The 14,864-nt window shown below is 58.0% G+C and carries 17 protein-coding genes; 6 read left to right on the top strand and 11 right to left on the bottom strand.

From position 1 onward, the window contains the following. Window positions 1–16: 16 nt before the first annotated feature. Window positions 17–622 carry a HupE/UreJ family protein gene (locus J7E24_RS16370; protein WP_215139195.1) on the bottom strand — a complete coding sequence of 202 codons (606 nt, stop codon included), beginning with the start codon at window positions 620–622 and terminating at the stop codon, window positions 17–19. A gap of 123 nt (window positions 623–745) precedes the next feature. Further along, a complete protein-coding gene (locus J7E24_RS16365) occupies window positions 746–4,645 on the bottom strand; it encodes a beta strand repeat-containing protein (RefSeq protein WP_215139194.1) in 3,900 nt (1,299 codons plus the stop codon). 523 nt (window positions 4,646–5,168) lie between these two features. Between J7E24_RS16365 and J7E24_RS16360 the strand changes: the two genes are divergently transcribed. From J7E24_RS16360 to J7E24_RS16335, 6 genes are all read left to right on the top strand, one after another. Continuing rightward, on the top strand, window positions 5,169–5,672 hold the full coding sequence (locus J7E24_RS16360; RefSeq protein ID WP_215139193.1) for a hypothetical protein: 504 nt from the start codon (window positions 5,169–5,171) through the stop codon (window positions 5,670–5,672). A 3-nt stretch (window positions 5,673–5,675) separates the two neighbouring features. Next, a complete protein-coding gene (locus J7E24_RS16355; protein WP_215139192.1) occupies window positions 5,676–6,245 on the top strand; it encodes a hypothetical protein in 570 nt (189 codons plus the stop codon). 152 nt (window positions 6,246–6,397) lie between these two features. Continuing rightward, entirely contained in the window at window positions 6,398–6,748 is a 351-nt protein-coding gene (locus tag J7E24_RS16350) for a DoxX family protein (RefSeq protein WP_215139191.1), read from the top strand. After that, complete coding sequence (locus J7E24_RS16345; protein ID WP_215139190.1) at window positions 6,745–7,092, top strand: DoxX family protein; 348 nt, start codon at window positions 6,745–6,747, stop codon at window positions 7,090–7,092. The genes J7E24_RS16350 and J7E24_RS16345 overlap by 4 nt, the downstream gene beginning before the upstream one ends. Before the next feature lie 188 nt (window positions 7,093–7,280). Then, the gene (locus J7E24_RS16340; RefSeq protein ID WP_215139189.1) at window positions 7,281–7,460 is read left to right on the top strand and encodes a hypothetical protein; all 180 of its coding nucleotides are present in this window, start codon (window positions 7,281–7,283) and stop codon (window positions 7,458–7,460) included. Continuing rightward, window positions 7,460–7,867, top strand: coding sequence for a putative toxin-antitoxin system toxin component, PIN family (locus J7E24_RS16335; RefSeq protein WP_215139188.1), 408 nt, complete (start codon window positions 7,460–7,462; stop codon window positions 7,865–7,867). The genes J7E24_RS16340 and J7E24_RS16335 overlap by 1 nt, the downstream gene beginning before the upstream one ends. A 71-nt stretch (window positions 7,868–7,938) precedes the next feature. Here the strand turns inward: J7E24_RS16335 and clpB are convergent, their stop codons facing one another. From clpB to J7E24_RS16295, 9 genes are all read right to left on the bottom strand, one after another. Then, window positions 7,939–10,563, bottom strand: coding sequence for an ATP-dependent chaperone ClpB (gene clpB / locus J7E24_RS16330; protein WP_215139187.1), 2,625 nt, complete (start codon window positions 10,561–10,563; stop codon window positions 7,939–7,941). A 141-nt stretch (window positions 10,564–10,704) separates the two neighbouring features. Then, window positions 10,705–11,943 (bottom strand): AAA family ATPase, encoded by a 1,239-nt coding sequence (locus J7E24_RS16325; RefSeq protein WP_215139186.1) that lies wholly within the window; start codon window positions 11,941–11,943, stop codon window positions 10,705–10,707. Between the two features lie 57 nt (window positions 11,944–12,000). After that, complete coding sequence (locus tag J7E24_RS16320) at window positions 12,001–12,612, bottom strand: hypothetical protein (protein WP_215139185.1); 612 nt, start codon at window positions 12,610–12,612, stop codon at window positions 12,001–12,003. Window positions 12,613–12,952: 340 nt separating this feature from the next. Continuing rightward, on the bottom strand, window positions 12,953–13,165 hold the full coding sequence (locus J7E24_RS16315) for a Txe/YoeB family addiction module toxin (protein ID WP_215139184.1): 213 nt from the start codon (window positions 13,163–13,165) through the stop codon (window positions 12,953–12,955). Beyond that, complete coding sequence (locus J7E24_RS16310; protein WP_215139183.1) at window positions 13,162–13,383, bottom strand: hypothetical protein; 222 nt, start codon at window positions 13,381–13,383, stop codon at window positions 13,162–13,164. The genes J7E24_RS16315 and J7E24_RS16310 overlap by 4 nt, the downstream gene beginning before the upstream one ends. A 116-nt stretch (window positions 13,384–13,499) precedes the next feature. Further along, window positions 13,500–13,649, bottom strand: a complete 150-nt coding sequence (locus J7E24_RS17710; RefSeq protein ID WP_251047242.1) for a hypothetical protein — start codon at window positions 13,647–13,649, stop codon at window positions 13,500–13,502. After that, a complete protein-coding gene (locus J7E24_RS16305; RefSeq protein ID WP_251047238.1) occupies window positions 13,621–13,905 on the bottom strand; it encodes a PIN domain-containing protein in 285 nt (94 codons plus the stop codon). The genes J7E24_RS17710 and J7E24_RS16305 overlap by 29 nt, the downstream gene beginning before the upstream one ends. Further along, window positions 13,902–14,141 carry a hypothetical protein gene (locus tag J7E24_RS16300; protein ID WP_019947450.1) on the bottom strand — a complete coding sequence of 80 codons (240 nt, stop codon included), beginning with the start codon at window positions 14,139–14,141 and terminating at the stop codon, window positions 13,902–13,904. The genes J7E24_RS16305 and J7E24_RS16300 overlap by 4 nt, the downstream gene beginning before the upstream one ends. A gap of 142 nt (window positions 14,142–14,283) precedes the next feature. Further along, the gene (locus tag J7E24_RS16295; protein WP_215139182.1) at window positions 14,284–14,685 is read right to left on the bottom strand and encodes an NUDIX hydrolase; all 402 of its coding nucleotides are present in this window, start codon (window positions 14,683–14,685) and stop codon (window positions 14,284–14,286) included. Window positions 14,686–14,864: the final 179 nt, after the last annotated feature.

Below are 14,864 nucleotides of genomic sequence, written 5' to 3'. Positions count from 1 at the left end.
CCCCGCCCCTACTTCGTTAACCCACCAGCAACACCAGCGCAATACCCAGGGCCGCTCCGCTACTCACCAGCAGCCAGTCGCGCCGGTCTACGCCCACCCCCCGGATCAGGCCGTAGCCCAGGGCCAGAATAAGGCCCACAATCAGCAGCTGACCCAGCTCGACGCCCACATTGAAGCTGAATAGCTCCAGCACTGGCCGGCGCTGCTGGCCCAGTAGCTCGCGCAGGTAGCTCGAAAAGCCCAACCCATGAATCAGACCGAAGCCCACGGCCAGCAGGTTGGGCAGCGCCAGCACCAGCGGCCCGCCGGTAGTAGCGGCCGGCTCGGTGCGGCGCAGGGCGGCACGGCCGGCGCGGGCCAGGTTCAGCAGGGCGGTGAGGATGATGGTAACCGGAATCAGGGTTTCAATCAGCTGGGGCGAATAGTTCACCAGATCGAGGGTAGCCAGGGCCAGCGTGAGCGAGTGGCCCACCGTGAAGCTGGTTACCAGCAGCACCACCCGCCGCCAGTCGCGCAGCACGTAGGGCGCGCACAGGGCCAGCAGAAACACCAGGTGGTCGTAGGCCTGCAGGTTGAAGATGTGAAAGAAACCGAGCTGGAGGTAGGTGGTAAAAACAGACATGCGGGTATCAAAAGCAATGAGCGGGCAAATATCCGAAACCCGACGACATCGCCTAGCCTCAAAAAAAGGAGCCTGCCGACAGATGTCGGCAGGCTCCTTACACAGGCCGGAAAACCGCTCAGGCTATTCCTTCACAATGCGGCGTACATCGAGGCCGCCTTCGGTGCGGGCTTTCAGTGCATATACGCCGCTGGGCAGCTGGCTCAGGTCGAGCAGCTGCTCCAGGCGGCCGGCGGGCACCGTAAGGGTGCGCACCAGCTGGCCCACGGCATTGTACACGGTCAGCTCCACGGCCTTGGTGTAGCCACCCAGCTTCACCGTCAGGCGGCCGTCGGTGGTGGGGTTGGGGTAGAGCTGCAGCGAAGAGCCGGCCAGCGGCTGGTTGCTGGTTGTGATGACGAGCGGGGCCGAGGGCAACGAGGTGCAGCCGGCTGCGTTGGTCGTCGTTACAGTGTAGGAGCCCAGCTGCGCTGCCGAGTTCACTACGTATGTTGGGTTGGTGGCACCGGCAATGGCAGCACCGTTCAGCAGCCACTGGTTGCCGGTGGCCGCACTGCTCGTGAGCGTGGTAACCGGACCGCTGTACTGCACCGATACCGTTGGCTGGGCCGGACGGGCGTTGATGGTGACGCTGAACGTAGCCGTAACGGCCGCGCAGGCGCCCGAAGCAGCCACCGAGTTGGTTACTACATAAACACCGGGTGTGCTGGTGCTCAGGTTGATAACGCCGGTAGCGCTGATAACCAGGCCCGCTGTGCTGCTGAACGTACCAGCCGAAGCGCCGGTAGCCAGTACCGGGCTGGGGTTGGTGGCGCCCACGCAGTAGTTGGCACTAGCATAGCTGAAGCCCGCCGTAGCCGGCGCTGTAATAGTAACGCTGAACGTAGCCGTAACGGCTGCACAGGCCCCCGAGGCGGCTACTGAGTTGGTTATCACATAGGTGCCGGGCGTGCTGGTGGCGGGCGTAATGGCGCCGGTAGCAGCATCAATGGTTAAGCCCGTGGTGCTGCTGAACGTGCCGGCCGTAGCGCCGCTGGCCAGGGTAGGCGTTACGGTGCCGGTAGCCGAAGTGCAGAAGCTGGCCGTTGCGTAGCTGAAACCGGCCGTGGCCGGAGTCGTGATGGTAACGCTGAACGTGGCCGAAGACCCGCAGGTGCCCGCTACGGTATACGTTACCACATACGTGCCCGCCGTGCTGGCGCTCAGGTTGATGGCACCGGTAGCGGCATCGAGGCTGAGGCCGGCCGTGCTGCTGAACGTGCCGCCAGCCGTGCCCGTGATGGTGGGTGTGGGGTTGGTGCCGCTTTGGCAGAAGGAAGCGGTGGCATACGAGAACGTGGCCGTGGTAGCCGGAGTCACCACAACCGTTACCGGAGCCGAGTACACCGTGCGGCCATCGGCCGTCGTGAGTACGGCCCTAAAAGTAGTAGTGGCCGTCAGGTTGCTGAAGGTGTAGGTAGCGCCGGTGTTGGTGCCGGCTACGGCCACAAAGCCGCTGCCCGAGTTGGCCTCGTAGCCCGTTACGGTGCCGGTAGTGCCGCTCAGCGTGAGCGTGCCGGTGTTGGTGCCAGCGCATACAGTAGCCACCGAGGTAGCCAGCGTGCCGCCCTCAGTGTTGGCCAGAACGAAGAAATCGTTGCCGGGCGTCAGGTCTTGGGTGGAGATGATGCCGGTAGTTGGAGTGGCAACGGTAGCACCACCAAGGTTGGCGTAGCTGCCACCCGCCGTAGCCGACTGGGCGACTATTGCCGTAGCGGGGTCGCCGAGCTCATCGTCGGCGCCGTAGCTCAGCTGCACGCGGGCCGTAGCCGGCAGGGCCACCGAGTTTTCAAGCCGCACGTAGCGGGTGGCGTTCAGGTTCGAAAGCCCACCCGAAAGCGTCCCGCCGGTAGCCGCCTTCACAACGGTAGCCGTGAACAGTTGGTCGGTGGCGGCCGTGATGCCGGTTACCACAACCGGCCGCCAGCCAGTGGCGTCGCCCACGGCAAACGTGCGGCTCACGGGCGTAGCGCTGTTCACGATGATGCCCAGCGGACCGTTTACATAGCTCGCGCCCGAACCCGTAGGAAAAGTAGGAGCACCGGTGCCGAGTACCAGAGGATTGGCCGCCGATGTAGTAAATACGCCGTTGGCCAGGGTCAGCGTGCCGTTCGATACGCCGCTGGTATTAACGGTAAGCTGGCCGCCCGCCAGCGTTACACCCGCCGGATTCAGTACCGTTATAATGTCGACGATACGGGTTGCCGGCACTTCAAAGCCAGTAGTTCGGTTGGCTGTTTCCGCCGCATACACAAGCTGGAGGGCGCCGTTGCCCACGTTGAACACTGGGGCGGATGTAAGGGAGCCGCTTGTACCCGTATTACCCGTCACGCCGGTTTGTATGGCGAAAATAGCGGGCGTGCCGTCGCCAACAGTCAGGTTGCCGGCCCCGTTCAGGTCGCCTGTAAACATGTTCACGCGCAGCGTCGTCAGGGGAGCGTTCAGCGTCAGCCCGCCGCCAATGTTATCGAGGCTCAGGGTCCGAAGGGTGGTAAACGTACCGCTGCCGCCAAGCGTCTGGGGCGTGCTGCCGCCAAAGTAAAGCGTGCTGTTCGTGGTGGTGCCGGTTAGGGTGCCGTTGTTGGTGATGCCCGGGCCGAGTTGCAGCAGCAACTGGCCGTTCAGATTCAGGTTGCTACCAGCAGTAATCAGGGCCGTGCCAAACACGTTGGTCTGGCCCTGTAGCAAGGCGCTTTTAGGACTGGTGGTGTTGTCGAGCACCAGATTTGGTGCGCCGCCCCGGATGCGGAAGTCGAAATTGGTGGCGGTGGCAGCCGTGCCCACATTCAATGTGCCGCCACTGAAATTGTATGTGCCCGCCACATAGTAGTCGAGTGGTGTGGTGGCGGTGCTGCGCTGCACCAGGTTGATCGAGCCTCCCGAGATGGTGGTAGTTCCATTGATGCCAAAAGAAGGCGCGCCCGAAGTATTACCCACATTCGACACATTGATACTACCACCGCTGAGCGTGAACGTAGTGGCCGCCGCCGCTGTAGCCGAGGTAAACGAGGTAACGCGTCCGGCCGCAGTCAGCGTACCGCCCTCCACCGTCAGGGCCGAGCCGCTACCCAGAAACAGGGAGTTGCCGGCCGCCGTGCCCACGTTGTAGGAGCCGGCCGACAGGCGGGCCAGGCCATTAACGGTAGCCGTGCCGTTTTGGGCAACTACTGTGAAGTTGGGGTTGTTCAGCCAGAAGCCTCCGGTAGCCGGAATGCTGTACGAGGCCGCGTTGCCAAATACTTTGCTGCTGATGGTAGCTGTACCCGATAGTTTCAGGGTGCCGGTCATATCGTCGGCCGGCGTGGCTCCTGTGGTGCGCGTCAGCAGGAAACCATCGCCACTGGTGGTACTGCCTTTCACCGATAGCGTCGGCAGGTTCATTTCCACTACATCGGCCCGTGCGGCTTTGGCCAGCGTGATGGTCTGCAGATCGGTCGTGCCGGTGCCGCCAAAGGTTGCGTTGCCCGCGCCGGTGAAGCGCAAATCGGAGCCGATGGCCGGGGTGGCACTCAAGTCGAGGGTACCGTTGTTGGTGACGCTTCCTGCCACTGCCAGGCTGTAGCCTGTAGCGGCCGAGCTAAGAAGCGAGCCGCCGGCCACCGTGAGCGAGGCCACGGTAGCCGCCACGTCGAGCGTTACGGTTGCGCCGTCCACAATGGTTACATCGTCGGTGGCGGTTGGCACCACGCCACCAACCCACGAGGTGGGGTCGCTCCAGTTACCGCCCGTGGCCGTAGAGGCAATAGCAGCCAGCGGGCCGCGCCTCGCAGTGCGTGGAGCGGCCGGGGCTGCTGCCACCGGGGCGGCTGCCAGTACGGGCAGCGTCAGGCGGGTAGCTACATCGACGGGCTTTAGCAGGGGGCGCTGCTGGGCGGCAGCAGGTAGTACCGGCAGCAGGCCTAGCGTCAGGAGTAGTGCCGGCCGCCAGCCTGCCAGCAGTTGCCGGGGCATAGCGGTTTTCGAAGAAAGTAGTGTTTTTTTCATGTAGATAATAAGAGAACTGAGAAAAAGCAACACCGGATGCCATCTGGCCGGTGAACTACAACCGGCCCTGCAGCACAGCTCCGGAACAGATGCGCAGGAATTGTACTAAGTCAATCAGGAGCAGCAGACAGCAGTGTATTTCTGCTCAATATCCGACATATACTGTACTTGTCAATGATGTTTATACTGTTTTAAGTGCATTTTTTCAATTCTTACTAAAAATACTGCCATTACTGCCGCTCTGGCCCTCCTGAGGATGCCTGTGCCGGACGCCTAAACTGTGCTACCTGCTCCGCTACGGGTCTTTACGGATGCTTGCCAACCGTTACTGTGCGGGTTCGCCTGGACTTTACTCTCCAAATCCGGTGTATGGGCGGTAGGGCGACAAGGCAGTGCTATCCTGTACTGGCTATCCGTTGCCTGGCAGGTTGCTGAGGAGCGTTGTAATAGGATATTTTGAGGGTGCAGGCACCGGGGATATGTTCTATATTGCAGCGGTTTTTTAGCTCTTTGGTTTCTATTCATGTTCGCTCGCTCACTAATTTCAGGCCTTCTGCTGAGCCTGATCAGTTTGGCCGCCCACGCCCAGGACGACTTGTCGCAGAGTAGCCTCGCCGACGCCACGCTCAAGCAGAAACTGCGCAGCCAGTACCTGCAAAACGACACGGCTCAGGCACTTATCAACCTGTATGGCCGGCGGCAGGGTGGGGGCGCAAGCTGGATAGCCAGCAGCGCGCTGGCGGCCCTGCGCATCGCCACGGCCGGCGGCTCGACTGTAGGCAGCGGCCCCTATGCCGTGCAGCAGGAAGGGCCCGGCGTGGGTGAGGCGCTGCTGGTAGCCCTGCCGTTTATGGGCTACGGCGTAAGTAAACTGGTACGCTTCAGCAACAGCAACCTGGAGCAAACACTGACCAGCTATGCAGCCGGCCAGCCGCTGCCGGCCGCGGTACGCCGCCGACTTAAGCCGCGCTTTTTCAGCCAGCCAATTATTCAGTACAAGCCGATTCCAGTCGTTCCGGCCAAATAACCCATGCGCTTTCTACTATTACTTGCGCTGCTGTTTTGGGCCGCTACGGCGAGCTATGCGCAAACTGCCCCCGCTGCCCCGGCCCCGGCGCCAGCCGCTGCCTTAACCGCCTCGCCCGACTCGGGTGCGGTGCTGCTGTTCAATGGCTGGTACCTGCCGCGCTACGAGCCCCGCGCCGGCGTGGCCGACAGCACCGGCGCGCTGCTGAGCCTTTTCCGGAAGCGCCGCTATGCCGGCTGGCTGTACGCTGTGCCCCTTATTGCGGGCCTGTCGCTCACTTTTCCGCTTTCCTCCACCGACCGCTACGGCCAAACTATCGTGGCCGACGAGGCTATTTCGCCGCCGCTGGGCGTGGCCGTGCTGGCCGGTACGGTGGTCGGCTTCATCGTTCATGCCACCAAGTTCAACAAGGGCCATCTGATGGCCGTCGATAAGGCGTACGCCGCCGGCCAGCCTATTCCGGCTAAGTACCGCAGCCAGCTGAACAGCAACCACTTTGCCGAGGCCGCCTATATCCGCGAAGCGTTGCGGCAGCAAATGGAGCGCGAGCAGCTGATGCCGCCCACGCGGTAACCAAGACGACCTGGCATTGGGGATGGCCCCGGGCCGGCTGCCGGCCCAAACCGTTTTTCCGGCCACCCGCAGGGCCTGGGATAACTAATTGGTTGCTGCGGAGTTGCCTGTGTACCGGGCTTTACTATTTCGGCACCACATACGCTACTCCCATGCACACATTGGTTACCCTCGCGCAACTCATCATTGCCGTCTCCATCGTTATCGTATGGGTTTTCCGCTTCGATAACATCGTGGTCGAATTCAAGCAGTATGGCCTGCCTGACCTGGTTCGTAATATGCTGGGGGCCAGCAAAATAGCCCTGGCCACGCTGCTGGTAGCGGGCATCTGGTACCCGAAGCTGGTGCTGGTGCCGGCCCTGCTGATGGCCTTTCTGATGGTCTGCGCGCAGCTGGCCCACATCAAGGTGCGCAACCCACTCTCCAAGTATGTGCCTTCGTTTCTGCTGCTGCTATTGTCGCTGTTCGTAGCTGCCGCGCATGCCGGGCTCATCGGCGCATGAGCACGTTTACAACGGTGCTCATCTGGTTGTCGAGCCTCGCCTTTCTGGGCTACGGCGTAGGGAATTTCGTGTCGCCTAAGCTGCAGGAGGAGTTCAAGCGCTTTGGCCTGGCCAAATTCGGCCCACTGACGGGGGCGCTGGAAATCCTGGGGGCCCTGGGGTTGCTGGTGGGCCTCAAAGTCCCGCTGATCCTACTGGTAGCCTCCGGGGGACTCACGCTGCTGATGCTGCTGGGCTTTGGCGTCCGGCTAAAAATCAAAGACGGCTTTTGGGTCTCGTTGCCGTCGTTCCTGTTTATGCTGGTGAATGCCTGGATTTTCTACGAGGCGCTGCAGGCTTTTTAGCGAGGGCGTCGTTGGTGGCTTCTAGCCGGCTATTAGCTTCGTTGAGGCGCTGCTGAATCTGGCGAAACTGGATGTGCACAATTTGCAGCGGGATACCAATTTTCAAGAGGACCTTGTTATCTTGTTACCGTATCAGCTCCCGTACCGCTATGACTCCTCATGACAACCAGCCGACCAAATTAAACAGTGTGCAAATCAGTCTGCTTCGTTTGTTCGAGCGCGGTATGAGTGAGGAAGACACGGTTGAACTACAGCGCGTTATTGTGGCGCACCTGTCGCAGAAGATGCTAGCCGAAGTGGAGCGTGCGAATGAGGAACGGGGCTACACGGCAGCCGATGTAGACGATATGCTCAACGACCCGTCCTGATGCTACGCCTGGTAGTAGACACCAACTGTTTGCTGGCTTCTATCAACCCACGCGGCGCCTACTTTCAACTTTATGAGTTGTTCGTCGCCAATGCTTTTGAATGGGTAATTAGCAATGAAATTCTGACCGAATACGAGGAACAAGTTACGCGCCGCTATTCGGCCAGCACCGCACAGCAAGTGCATGAAATCCTGCTGTCAGCTCCCAACACGCACTTTCAGGAAGCTTACTATAAGTGGCAACTCATAGAAGCTGACCCGGACGACAATAAATTCGTGGATGTTGCGCTTGCCGCCGGAGCCGATTACCTAGTCACCAACGACCGACATTTCGAGATTCTCAAGCAACTGGAATTTCCACGGGTGGCAGTCGTTAGCTTGCAGGATTTTCTAAGTCTCTTCCGGTAATCATATTTTAAAATAACAAAAGCCCCGCCGGCACAACGCCAGCGGGGCTCCCTAATTCTAAACTAATCAACCTACTCCACGGCCGGCAGCTCCACGTTATTGAACCGGATGCCCCCGCCGTCTTCCAGCACGGCTTCTACTACGGCATCCTTGCTGACGTGGCCGCTCAGGATTTCCTTGCTCAGCTCGTTGAGCACCTGCCGTTGCAGCACGCGCTTGAGCGGGCGGGCGCCGAATTGCGGGTCGAACCCGGCTTCGCCCAGGTAGTCGAGCACCTCGTTGGTGGCTTCTAGGCGGATGCCTGCTTCTTCGAGGCGCTGCTGAATCTGCTTGAACTGGATGTTCACGATCTGGCGGATTTCGCGGCGGCTCAGGGGCTGGAACATCACGATTTCGTCGATGCGGTTGAGGAACTCGGGGCGCATGTGCTCGCGCAGGCGCTCCACTACCGCGTCGCGGGTGCGGTCGATGATGGCCTCCACTTCCTCGGGGTCCTGCTCGTCCAGGTTCTTGAAGTTGCGCTGGATGATGTCGGCCCCGGTGTTCGAGGTCATGATAATGATGGTGTTCTTGAAGTTGGCCACCCGGCCCTTGTTGTCGGTGAGGCGGCCGTCGTCGAGCACCTGCAGCAGGATGTTGAACACGTCGGGGTGGGCCTTCTCGATTTCATCGAGCAGGATAACCGAGTAGGGCTTGCGGCGCACGGCCTCCGTCAGCTGGCCGCCCTCGTCGTAGCCCACGTAGCCGGGAGGTGCCCCAATGAGGCGCGACACGGCATGGCGCTCCTGGTACTCGCTCATGTCGATGCGCACCAGGGCGTTATCGTCGTTGAACAGGTACTCGGCCAGGGCTTTGGCCAGCTCGGTTTTACCCACGCCGGTCGTGCCCAGGAAAATGAAGGATCCTATTGGCCGCTTGGGGTCCTGGAGGCCGGCGCGGGAGCGGCGCACGGCATCCGAAATGGCGGCAATCGCCTCGGTCTGGCCCGCCACGCGCTTGCCCAGCTCGCCTTCCAGATTCAGCAGCTTCTCGCGGTCCGACTGCAGCATCTTGCTCACCGGAATGCCAGTCCACTTGGCCACTACCTCGGCAATATCCTCGCTCGTTACCACTTCCTGCAGCATCGTGCCGCCGTTTTTGTTGGCCGCGGCCTCGTCCTGCAGGGTTTTCAGCTTGGCCTCGGCTTCCTGAATCTTGCCGTAGCGCAGCTCGGCCACCCGGCCGTAGTCGCCCTGGCGCTCGGCCTGGTCGGCTTCCAGCTTGAACCGCTCGATGTTCTCCTTCTCGGTCTGGATGTTGGTCAGCACCGATTTCTCCGACTCCCAGCGGGCCTTCAGCGAGTCGCGCTGCTCGCTCAGGTCGGCCAGCTCGCGGTTGAGCACGGCTTCGCGGTCGTGGTTTTCCTCGCGCCGGATGGCCTCGCGCTCAATTTCGAGCTGCATCATGCGGCGCTGCACCTCGTCGAGCTCCACCGGCATCGAGTTCAGCTCGATGCGCAGCTTGGCCGCCGCCTCGTCCATCAAATCAATGGCCTTGTCGGGCAGGAAACGGTCGGTGATGTAGCGGTTGCTCAGCTCCACGGTCGCAATAATGGCGTCGTCGGTGATGCGCACGCCGTGGTGCAGCTCGTACTTTTCCTTGATGCCGCGCATGATGCTGATGGCGTCGGGCACGCTCGGCTCGTCTACCATCACGGCCTGGAACCGGCGCTCCAGGGCCTTGTCCTTCTCGATGTACTTCTGGTATTCCTTGAGCGTGGTGGCCCCGATGGCGTGCAGCTCGCCCCGCGCCAGGGCGGGCTTGAGCAGGTTGGCCGCATCCATGGCCGACTCGCCGCCCGCGCCGGCCCCAATCAGGGTATGAATCTCGTCGATGAACAGGATAATCTGCCCCTCGGCGTCGGTTACCTCCTTGATAACAGCCTTGAGGCGCTCCTCGAACTCGCCCTTGTACTTGGCGCCCGCAATCAGCAAACCCAGATCGAGCGACATTACGAGCTTGTCGGTCAGGTTTTCGGGTACGTCGCCGGCCACGATGCGCTGGGCCAGGCCCTCCACGATGGCCGTTTTGCCCACGCCGGGCTCGCCCAGCAGCACGGGGTTGTTCTTGGTGCGGCGGCTCAGAATCTGGAGCACCCGCCGGATTTCCTCGTCGCGGCCAATTACGGGGTCCATGTTGCCGGTGCGCACCCGCTCGTTGAGGTTGATGGCGTAGCGGTTGAGGCTCTGGTATTGGTCTTCGGCCGACTGGCTCGTAACCTTGCGGCCCCCGCGCAGCTCCTGGATGGCGGCTTTCAGGTCCTTCTCGTTGAAGCCGGCGTCCTTCATCAGCGTGGCGGTGCTGTCTTTGCCGCCGAGCAGCCCCAGCAGCAGGTGCTCCACCGACACGTACTCGTCGCCGAACTCCTTGAGGTAGCCCGTAGCGCGCTGCAACGCCGAATTGGCGTCGTTGGCCAGGTAGGGCGAGCCGCCGCTTACTTTGGGGTAGGCCGCCACGATGTCATCGAGCCGGGGCGTGAGGACATTGAGGTTCACGCCCAGCTTCTTGGCCAGAAACGACAGCACGTTCTCGTCGCTCTGGAACAGGCCCTTGAGCAGGTGGCCGGTTTCAATAGCCTGCTGCTGATTGCCGCCGGCCAACTCGGTGGCCTTCTGCACGGCCTCCTGGGCCTTAATGGTATAGTTATTAAAGTTCATGGCTAGTCGTCGTTAGGTAAGAACTTCAGGATATAGGAAGGTCTACGGGGGGACTAGCAAACGGGGTGCGAGAGGCGCGGGGCTGACGTTTTGGCTACTGAACTCGACTTTAGATTATTTAGTATAGACAAAAAGTCAGTACTACTCTTCTAATAAAGGAAAAACTTTGTTTGCTTCTATTCGCTTATCGTAAATTTTCAATCTTATAAAAGCACGCATAATTGGATTCATGAACTTGTAGCGTATGTTGCTTCCCTGTCCTATCTTTTCTAAGATATTTCCCTTCTCCTCCTTGCATAAAGCATCTAAATAATACCTCAAATCTTTAGTCGTCATATCTGTTTTTGATTTCTTTTTGCCCTTGAAATGAAGTAATGTGCCTCCATTAGTAAAGCAGTCATAATCATCTAAGTCAGAAAGGGCACAAGCAGCTAGTACTTCCTCAAAGTGAGAAGGACCCTTAGATGTAATTATGGCTTTTTGATATGAGCTTCGTAGTGATTGGGCCGTTGTCTGGATACTCCTTTTTACTGCATATGTGAAGTGCTCTAAGGATATAGTGTTGGAGTTGCTGTTTATGGCATATTGAGCTGCTGATTTGCATATTGCGTGTGTGTAATGCGGAAATCCAGAAGAGTATTCTATTATTTTATCCTTTACATTCTTTATTATTTCTAACTCTAATTTCTTTAGTCCATTATCAATTATTTCTTCAAGTTCTCCATCAGACATTCTTGGCATTTGAATCTGAATTAAGCAACGTTCTAATGATGGATGTTCTCCTAATAGATTAATTACACTATCTCCAATCCCCACTATCAGAATAGTAACGTTAGGAACATTGTCAGATAGGGCTTTAATAGTATCAGCCATTCTGGTTTTAGTCTCCTCCTTTGTTATACTATCAAATTCATCAAAAATAATTAACAGTGAACTATCTAAGTTTTCGAAAATATGTTCGATATCAGTAGAATCTAGATCATCTTTCTCTGGTAGAAAGAAATCTAATTGTACCGCTTCTTGCTTGGCTTCGGCAGTAAATCCTAATCCTCTTTTATTTGAGAAAAACCTTATTTTCTTCAAGGCCTTCTCCCACAATGCCTTAAAATCCTCTGTCCTATTGCAGGTAACCTTTGAGGCAACAACATCTGGGAATATTGTAACAGCCATATTTGCTAAAGAGGTCTTGCCTACACCTCTATCACCATACAGCACTGCATGAGCTCCCCTCTGATTAAGAGCACTGTATAAATCATTGAATTGCTGAATTCTTCCATAGAAAAGGTCTCTCTTCTCAATGGGAGCAGTTGGACTAAACACGTCATCTAGCTTAGATAACTTATCCTCTCTTGTCATTAGCTTAATTTTGCTCATTTCCATCAAAAAAAGTAGAGAAAGACATTTTGAAATATTCACTAAATGAAATATTACCCCGGGTTAACCAATACGGGCAGGTGGTATTATCGGGCGTAATGTATTACTGAGGGCATCCGAGAAATCAGGATACAGCGCTTGGAACATCTGCTGAGCCTGTTGGAGTAAGTCAGGATAGGAGTCCAACGCAGTTTTGTTAAGCAAAAGATACGCATTGGTTTCAGGGCTATGCTGATGGTCCCAGCGTTCGGGCGGGAAAAAGTCGCGGGCCAACTGAGAATAGATGCGAAAGCGTTGCCCGTTGCTAGCATTTTCGCCTTCTTCAGGCTTGGGTGTGCCAATAAATCCACCTGAAGCCAATGGGTCGCGTTTTAACAGATATAGCATCACCGAGAGGCATGTATTGAGAATACGGATAGCCTCAGCCGGTCCATCATTGGTCTGGAAATAGTACTTGGGTTCCGGGTCCTGTTGGTAGCGGTGCGCTTTGAGATAGAACTTGAGCACGTAGATATGGTGCTGGTACTGCTCAACCTGAATAATATAATGACGGCCTTTCTTCGTTTTAAAGGGGCAGATAAAACGCTCAAGCAAAAAGCCGCCCGGAGAATGGGGCGGCTCTTCACGAACAAAGCGAAAGGGGTAAGCATTACCCGGAAAATCTGAGGGTATCAAAACAGATAGGGATAGGCCTTCCGGCGTTTAGAGGCCAAATCCTCTGGACGCACCGGACGAAAGGTCGTTGCTACAGCTGAAGCCGTTACCTTAGAGGCATTGGACTGAGAAGCTGGCTTAACTACACAAACAGAAGTGGGAGTTGGCGTTTTCATTATAACAAAGCTACTTAATTGTCTGCAAACAGCAAATACTGTCAGCCACTTAACGTGGCAGGGATGTCATGAGTTCTATTAAGCTTTCACCCATTGGCTGCTTAACTCCAAAAAGCGGCGGACGGTGGGGGAGGGGGCTACCTCCCATAATAGTAGCGGCAGGCGGCAATGAACAGTGTTTAACCTTACATATGGTACACTAAGCGGTGCTCGTGGTTGATGCGCCGCGACCAATAGCTGCGCAAATCGCCTTTCAGCGCTTCGGGCTTGCCGGTGCCAGCGAAAGGGGTGCGCTGGCACTCCTTCAGCAGCGTATTGATTTTGCGGAGAAGGGCGCGGTCAGTTTGCTGCCAGTAGAGGTACTGCTCCCAGGCGGCCTCGTCCCAGATAAGCCTCATGCGTCGATGAGGTCGTGTTGGGTACCCTTGCCGCTTTCTAGGCGTTGAATGGCATCCGTCAGGGCTTTGGCATTGGCTGGATTACTCAGCAGGTACTCCGTTTCGTCCTGCGGCTTGGCTTTCGTATGGGCCGTCATGGCTTTTACGAAGGGCAGGCTTTGCAGCAGTTCCATCATGAAGGCTGCTTTATTATCAGGGACTTCCAGCGTGATTTTCATACTATCCAAAACTACGAAGAATCGACTTGGTTCCTCACGTCTGCTCGCAGCTACTTAAGAAGCGCCCGTTTCTTCAGCGGCGTGGGCAGCGGCGGGGGCAGCGGGCGGGGCGGCGGCTACGGAGTATCAATCCAGTTTTCCAGCGGCAGATTAACGAGGTCGGCGAAGTGGCAGGTATTGCGCGTGACGAGTGTAAGGCCGTGGGCTACCGCCGTGCTGCCGATGAGAATATCGAAATCATCTATCGGCCGGCCGCTTCGTCGCAACGCTGCCTATTTCTAGCGTGGGTCCAATGGGTAGTACCTGCTCCGCAAACAACTCCCGAAACTCCGCTACTTGCTGCCATTGGCGCGCCTGCCAAACCGGGGCGCTGTTAGCCGCCCCGAACAGCAGTTCCGCCACGGTGATTTCCGACACGAAGCATTGTGCTAAACCGATTGCGGCGAACTTCTCGTTGAGTCGGTGTTCTCCCCGCAAGAAGTGGACGCAGATATTCGTGTCGAGCAGATAGCCGGCGCTCATAGCTCGATGTCGGGGCGGTTGCTCTGGCGGGATTCTCGTAGCATCTTATTGAGTTCCTCCCCTGTTTCCTCCGATTTCCACGCGCCAAACAGAGCCATAAACCGACGCTCTCGTTCCTCCAACGACAGCTTTGCTGCCGGTGAGGCAGTAGCTTTTACGCCCAGCCGCTGCGCCAGACTTAGCAGTAAGTGCAAGTCAGAATCGTTGGTAGGCTCTAGAACGAGAGTAGTCGTCATAATTGACAAATGCTAAATTGTGAAGTAACACAGTGCTGCCTCTACAACTCAAGTTACGCATAAGTGCCCGTTTCGCCAGTCGGCGGAGGCAGCGGGCGGGAGGTGTCCAGTACACGCCGTAATACTTCCGCTTGCCAAGCGGCTACTCCACCAACTCGCCCCGCTCGTGCAGCCAGTCGAATATCAGCTGGTCGACGGCTGATACCTGGGGGCGGTGGCGGTAGCTGAGCCAGACTACCTCCTCGATTTCGGCGGCGGGCTGCAACGTGCCGGTGTAGGTGGCGGCGTAGAGCGTCATCTGCACCAGCACCTCGGGGGCGTGGCCGTGGGCGGGGGCCGTGAACACGCCGCGCGGCTGCAGGCTGGCCGGGTGCAGGGCCACGGTCAGCTCCTCACGGATTTCACGCAGCAGCGTCTGGGTGTCGGTTTCGCCGGGCTCGCGCTTGCCGCCGGGCAGGTAGTAGCGGTCTTTGCCCCGGCTGCGGGTGCTCAGTACGCGGCCCTCGTGCAGGTGGAGCCAGGCAATCTTGTCAATCAGCGGCATGGCAGCGGGTTATTGGCAACGCACCACAAAGTACGCCACCACGGCCACCAGCGCCACCGAGCCGAAGCGCAGCGCCAGAAACACCCAGGCAGGCAGTTCGGGTTTTTTGGGAGGATAGGACATGATAGGAGGGATGGGGAACTGATGTTACGTGGTTGTTGCAGGCGGTAGGGGCGGGG

This window comes from Hymenobacter sp. ISL-91 (genome assembly GCF_018613725.1).
Taxonomy (GTDB): Bacteria; Bacteroidota; Bacteroidia; order Cytophagales; family Hymenobacteraceae; genus Hymenobacter.
The sequence above is the reverse complement of the archived record's forward strand: the minus strand, read 5'-3'. Positions and strand labels throughout refer to the sequence as shown.

Bases quoted from the DNA above. Each gene is read 5' to 3' on its own strand.
- J7E24_RS16360 (WP_215139193.1), top strand. From the start codon at position 5,169: ATGTTCGCTCGCTCACTAATTTCAGGCCTTCTGCTGAGCCTGATCAGT.
- J7E24_RS16315 (WP_215139184.1), bottom strand. From the start codon at position 13,165: ATGAGGCTTATCTGGGACGAGGCCGCCTGGGAGCAGTACCTCTACTGG.
- clpB (WP_215139187.1), bottom strand. From the start codon at position 10,563: ATGAACTTTAATAACTATACCATTAAGGCCCAGGAGGCCGTGCAGAAG.
- J7E24_RS16355 (WP_215139192.1), top strand. From the start codon at position 5,676: ATGCGCTTTCTACTATTACTTGCGCTGCTGTTTTGGGCCGCTACGGCG.
- J7E24_RS16300 (WP_019947450.1), bottom strand. From the start codon at position 14,141: ATGACGACTACTCTCGTTCTAGAGCCTACCAACGATTCTGACTTGCAC.
- J7E24_RS16365 (WP_215139194.1), bottom strand. From the start codon at position 4,645: ATGAAAAAAACACTACTTTCTTCGAAAACCGCTATGCCCCGGCAACTG.
- J7E24_RS16325 (WP_215139186.1), bottom strand. From the start codon at position 11,943: ATGGAAATGAGCAAAATTAAGCTAATGACAAGAGAGGATAAGTTATCT.
- J7E24_RS16335 (WP_215139188.1), top strand. From the start codon at position 7,460: ATGCTACGCCTGGTAGTAGACACCAACTGTTTGCTGGCTTCTATCAAC.
- J7E24_RS16350 (WP_215139191.1), top strand. From the start codon at position 6,398: ATGCACACATTGGTTACCCTCGCGCAACTCATCATTGCCGTCTCCATC.
- J7E24_RS16345 (WP_215139190.1), top strand. From the start codon at position 6,745: ATGAGCACGTTTACAACGGTGCTCATCTGGTTGTCGAGCCTCGCCTTT.
- J7E24_RS16370 (WP_215139195.1), bottom strand. From the start codon at position 622: ATGTCTGTTTTTACCACCTACCTCCAGCTCGGTTTCTTTCACATCTTC.
- J7E24_RS16310 (WP_215139183.1), bottom strand. From the start codon at position 13,383: ATGAAAATCACGCTGGAAGTCCCTGATAATAAAGCAGCCTTCATGATG.
- J7E24_RS16295 (WP_215139182.1), bottom strand. From the start codon at position 14,685: ATGCCGCTGATTGACAAGATTGCCTGGCTCCACCTGCACGAGGGCCGC.
- J7E24_RS16305 (WP_251047238.1), bottom strand. From the start codon at position 13,905: ATGAGCGCCGGCTATCTGCTCGACACGAATATCTGCGTCCACTTCTTG.